Annotated in this window: 2 tRNA genes and 2 rRNA genes; all 4 read left to right on the top strand. The window is 45.6% G+C overall.

The window, feature by feature from the left end:
* Positions 1-106 precede the first annotated feature (106 nt).
* The 4 genes from J7R12_RS08370 (at position 107) to J7R12_RS08355 (ending at position 3835) form a co-directional block, all read left to right on the top strand.
* Positions 107-182: transfer RNA gene (locus J7R12_RS08370), tRNA-Ala, on the top strand.
* 441 nt (positions 183-623) lie between these two features.
* Positions 624-3436: ribosomal RNA gene (locus tag J7R12_RS08365) — 23S ribosomal RNA — on the top strand.
* Between the two features lie 86 nt (positions 3437-3522).
* Positions 3523-3637, top strand: a 5S ribosomal RNA gene (gene rrf, locus J7R12_RS08360).
* Positions 3638-3758: 121 nt separating this feature from the next.
* A tRNA-Met gene (locus tag J7R12_RS08355) sits at positions 3759-3835 on the top strand.
* Positions 3836-5000 lie beyond the last annotated feature (1165 nt).

Below are 5000 nucleotides of genomic sequence, written 5' to 3'. Positions count from 1 at the left end.
AAAATGTCCATGATATATTTTATGATTTTATAAAAAATATTGAGAGATTTGCTTTCCTATCAAGGGAATTGATAAATATCGGTTTGAGGGTTAGCGCTTTCATTTAGGGGCCGTAGCTCAGCTGGGAGAGCACCTGCTTTGCAAGCAGGGGGTCGTCGGTTCGATCCCGTCCGGCTCCACCATTTTAGGTCATCATCATTGTTGTGAGAACCGTCTTTAGTGAGAGGTTGTATAATCTTTCGCTCGTTCTATTGAAATTGTGAAGAGAAGATATATTCAGACATGTTCCTTTTTTAAGGTTCCTTCTGAGGCACAAGTTTTTTGTTAAGGAAAATGCTTTCTTGGGAAAATGCTTGTTGTCAAAAAGGTTTTGAAAACAGATCTTTAAAAAAGATCTTGAAAGAAAAGCCTTTCTCTGAAGAGGAAATCTTAATTTAGAAAAAGAAACATTGTGTCGCAAGGGAATGCTCAAAGCCCTTGCATATGATTGGAAGCTTAACCGCGCCATTGAATATATCTCGAGAAGCTGGTCTTTTCTGCTGATATTTTGTTTGTTTTTCCCTTTTTGTTTTGCACAAAGCAAAAAAGGAGACAAACGCTGAATGAATATTGGCAATGAGAACGATCAAGTGTCTTAAGGGCATTTGGTGGATGCCTTGGCATGCACAGGCGATGAAGGACGTGATACGCTGCGATAAGCTACGGGGAGGTGCGAATACCCTTTGATCCGTAGATTTCCGAATGGGGCAACCCACCTTTGATGGCTAGAAAAATTAAGCTGTTTTGTAAAAAACAGTTTAAATTTCTAGTCGTCAGATAAAGGTATCTACACCTGAATAAAATAGGGTGTAAGAAGCAAACGCAGGGAACTGAAACATCTAAGTACCTGTAGGAAAGGACATCAAACGAGACTCCGTTAGTAGTGGCGAGCGAACGCGGACCAGGCCAGTGGCTTAAATTAAGAAAAGTAGAAACGACTGGAAAGTCGTACCAAAGTGGGTGATAGTCCCGTATACGTAAATCTGATTTAAGTCCTAGAGTAGGGCGGGACACGTGAAATCCTGTCTGAACATGGGTCGACCACGATCCAAGCCTAAGTACTCGTGCATGACCGATAGCGCACCAGTACCGTGAGGGAAAGGTGAAAAGTACCCCGACAAGGGGAGTGAAATAGTACCTGAAACCGAATGCCTACAAACAGTCGGAGCCCAAGATACGTTCTGGGTGACGGCGTACCTTTTGTATAATGGGTCAGCGACTTAGTCTAACGAGCAAGCTTAAGCCGATAGGTGTAGGCGTAGCGAAAGCGAGTCTGAATAGGGCGTTCAGTTCGTTGGATTAGACCCGAAACCGAGTGATCTAGCCATGAGCAGGCTGAAGGTAAGGTAACACTTACTGAAGGGCCGAACCCGTATCTGTTGCAATAGATTGGGATGACTTGTGGCTAGGGGTGAAAGGCCAATCAAACTCGGAAATAGCTGGTTCTCCGCGAAATCTATTTAGGTAGAGCGTTAGTCGAATTCTCCAGGGGGTAGAGCACTGGATGGGCTAGGGGTCCTCACCGGATTACCAAACCTAACCAAACTCCGAATACCTGGAAGAACTAACTAGCAGACACACGGCGGGTGCTAACGTCCGTCGTGGAGAGGGAAACAACCCTGACCACCATCTAAGGTCCCCAAGTTATGGCTAAGTGGGAAAGGATGTGAAGATCCCAAAACAACCAGGATGTTGGCTTAGAAGCAGCCATCATTTAAAGAAAGCGTAACAGCTCACTGGTCTAAATAAGGGTCCTCGCGCCGAAAATGTAACGGGGCTAAAGCCATACACCGAAGCTGTGGATTTACTCCTTATGGAGTAAGTGGTAGCGGAGCGTTCCGTAAGCCTGTGAAGGGAGACTCGTGAGAGCTCCTGGAGGTATCGGAAGTGAGAATGCTGACATGAGTAACGATAAAGGGAGTGAGAGACTCCCTCGCCGAAAGTCCAAGGGTTCCTGCTTAAAGTTAATCTGAGCAGGGTGAGTCGGCCCCTAAGGCGAGGCCGAAAGGCGTAGTCGATGGGAACCACGTTAATATTCGTGGACCTGTGGGTAGTGACGGATTGCGTGTATTGTAAGGTCTTATTGGATTGATCTTGCAGTGAAGCAGTTCCAGGAAATAGCTCCCACATATAGACCGTACCCGAAACCGACACAGGTGGACTGGTAGAGAATACTAAGGCGCTTGAGAGAACTACGTTGAAGGAACTCGGCAAATTGCACGCGTAACTTCGGAAGAAGCGTGACCCTTTAGCGGGCAACCGTTAGAGGGTGGCACAGACCAGGGGGTAGCGACTGTTTACCAAAAACACAGGGCTCTGCGAAGTCGCAAGACGACGTATAGGGTCTGACGCCTGCCCGGTGCTGGAAGGTTAAGAGGAGATGTGCAAGCATTGAATTGAAGCCCCAGTAAACGGCGGCCGTAACTATAACGGTCCTAAGGTAGCGAAATTCCTTGTCGGGTAAGTTCCGACCTGCACGAATGGCGTAACGACTTCCCCGCTGTCTCCAACGTAGACTCAGTGAAATTGAATTCCCCGTGAAGATGCGGGGTTCCTGCGGTTAGACGGAAAGACCCCGTGCACCTTTACTATAGCTTTACACTGGCATTTGTGTCTGTATGTGTAGGATAGGTGGTAGACTTCGAAGCAGGGGCGCTAGCCTTTGTGGAGTCATCCTTGAAATACCACCCTTACCGATATGGATGTCTAACCGCAGTCCGTAAGCCGGATTCGGGACAGTGTATGGTGGGTAGTTTGACTGGGGCGGTCGCCTCCTAAAGAGTAACGGAGGCGCGCGATGGTAGGCTCAGAACGGTCGGAAATCGTTTGTTGAGTGCAATGGCATAAGCCTGCCTGACTGTGAGACTGACAAGTCGAGCAGAGTCGAAAGACGGTCATAGTGATCCGGTGGTCCCGTGTGGAAGGGCCATCGCTCAACGGATAAAAGGTACGCCGGGGATAACAGGCTGATGACCCCCAAGAGTCCATATCGACGGGGTTGTTTGGCACCTCGATGTCGACTCATCGCATCCTGGGGCTGGAGCAGGTCCCAAGGGTATGGCTGTTCGCCATTTAAAGCGGTACGTGAGTTGGGTTCAGAACGTCGTGAGACAGTTCGGTCCCTATCTGCCGTGGGTGTAGGAATATTGACAGGATCTGTCCCTAGTACGAGAGGACCGGGATGGACGTATCTCTGGTGGACCTGTTGTGGCGCCAGCCGCATAGCAGGGTAGCTATATACGGACGGGATAACCGCTGAAGGCATCTAAGCGGGAAACCCACCTGAAAACGAGTATTCCCTGAGAACCGTGGTAGACTACCACGTTGATAGGTCAGGTGTGGAAGTGTGGTAACACATGAAGCTTACTGATACTAATCGTTCGATCGACTTGATCGTTCCCATTTCCTCTATTCATTCAATCCAAAACAACTAAAATAAACAGAAAAATCCCAGCTTCTCTCAGTTTCTATGCTCTTCGCTGACTTGGTGGTTATGGCGGAGTGAACGCACCCGATCCCATCCCGAACTCGGCCGTGAAACGCTCCAGCGCTGATGGTACTTTGCCTTAAGGCACGGGAGAGTAAGTCGCCGCCAGGTCTGCTAAGCGCATAGAATAATCTTCTCAAGGGATTTAAAAAAACATAAAAATAAAATATAGAATATAATAAACCGATAATAAAGCGTCCACAAAAAAACGCCCTTATTATATCCTTCGTGTCGCGGGGTGGAGCAGCCCGGTAGCTCGTCAGGCTCATAACCTGAAGGCCGCAGGTTCAAATCCTGCCCCCGCAACCAAAGTCCCAAAACGAATACTTCCATAAAGAGAAAATGACCTCTCAATATGAAAAACAGCTCTTAATCTAATGCTAGGTTTGCTAAGCGCATAGCGAAAACTTCTCAAAAAAAATACATATATACTCTCCCATTCTCTACATTCTAAATCAAACGGCTTCTCTGTTTGCTAGCGCAAAATTTATTGTGTTGATGGTCAAAGAGAGACTTTGCAGAGCTGTTTTGCAACTGAAACAAAACTCCAGAAATCCTAGTAAACTACGCTAAAGAACCTTGGAAACAAGAAAAAACGTAGTAAGAGCGAATGGGCGCATGCACAAACAGAGTTATAAGTAAATCATAATCCCTTGCTTCTCTTCTTACAAAATCGCTCTCATGATCTATGAGTTGCTTCTTCTCTATTCAAAATGCTCTCATAATCTAAAAGAGATAAATAGAAAAAATGTAAGGCGAAAACAAACTTCCCCTTGAGCTCACAATACAAAGCTGCATAGAGCTCCATGTTCTTCCGTCCTGAAATGAGCATGTGAAGCAAAGAGCCCACGCTTAGGAAGTTTGCTTGCTTCCAACAATAAGAGTGCGTAATAAAGGGGGCTACTAAAATCATTCCTCTAAAGAAAGGGGATGGAAAAGCGTAGAAGCGCAAATGGGTGCAGGCACAAACAGAGTTATAAGTAAATTATAATCCTTGCTTCTCTTCTTACCAAACTGCTCTAACTTCATAAAAACACCATACAAAACAACTTGCTCTTGATCCCACATAGAGGAATAATTCCAAGAGCCGATAACAATGAGAACATCTGAACGCGCCTCGTGTTATGAAGGGGCGCCTAAAAACTCTTCCCCCAAAGAAAGACTACCAACTAAACAGATCATTTGCCTAAATCTTTTTTGCTAAAGTAATGCAGACCTCTTCAAAAACCAAAACCTTTATGAATTAATCTCCTACCAATAGAAGATAAAAATTGCTAGCGCTCTCTATGGAAAAACGACAAAACATACGAGAGTGTGGAGAGTGTTAGTAAGGGATGTGGATAGCTTAAACGCTTCCTCCAAAAAAATATAAGGATACGTAAAAAGCATATCACAAATCAAAATCCTCCTCTTTACGCAATAAATAGAGTGCTAAGAAAAAAACTAAAAAGACACTGACGGAAAATAGAAAAAA

Origin of the sequence: Bartonella vinsonii subsp. vinsonii (genome assembly GCF_902825235.1) — a bacterium.
Taxonomy (GTDB): domain Bacteria; phylum Pseudomonadota; class Alphaproteobacteria; order Rhizobiales; family Rhizobiaceae; genus Bartonella; species Bartonella vinsonii.
This window is presented reverse-complemented; position numbering and strand designations above follow the sequence as displayed.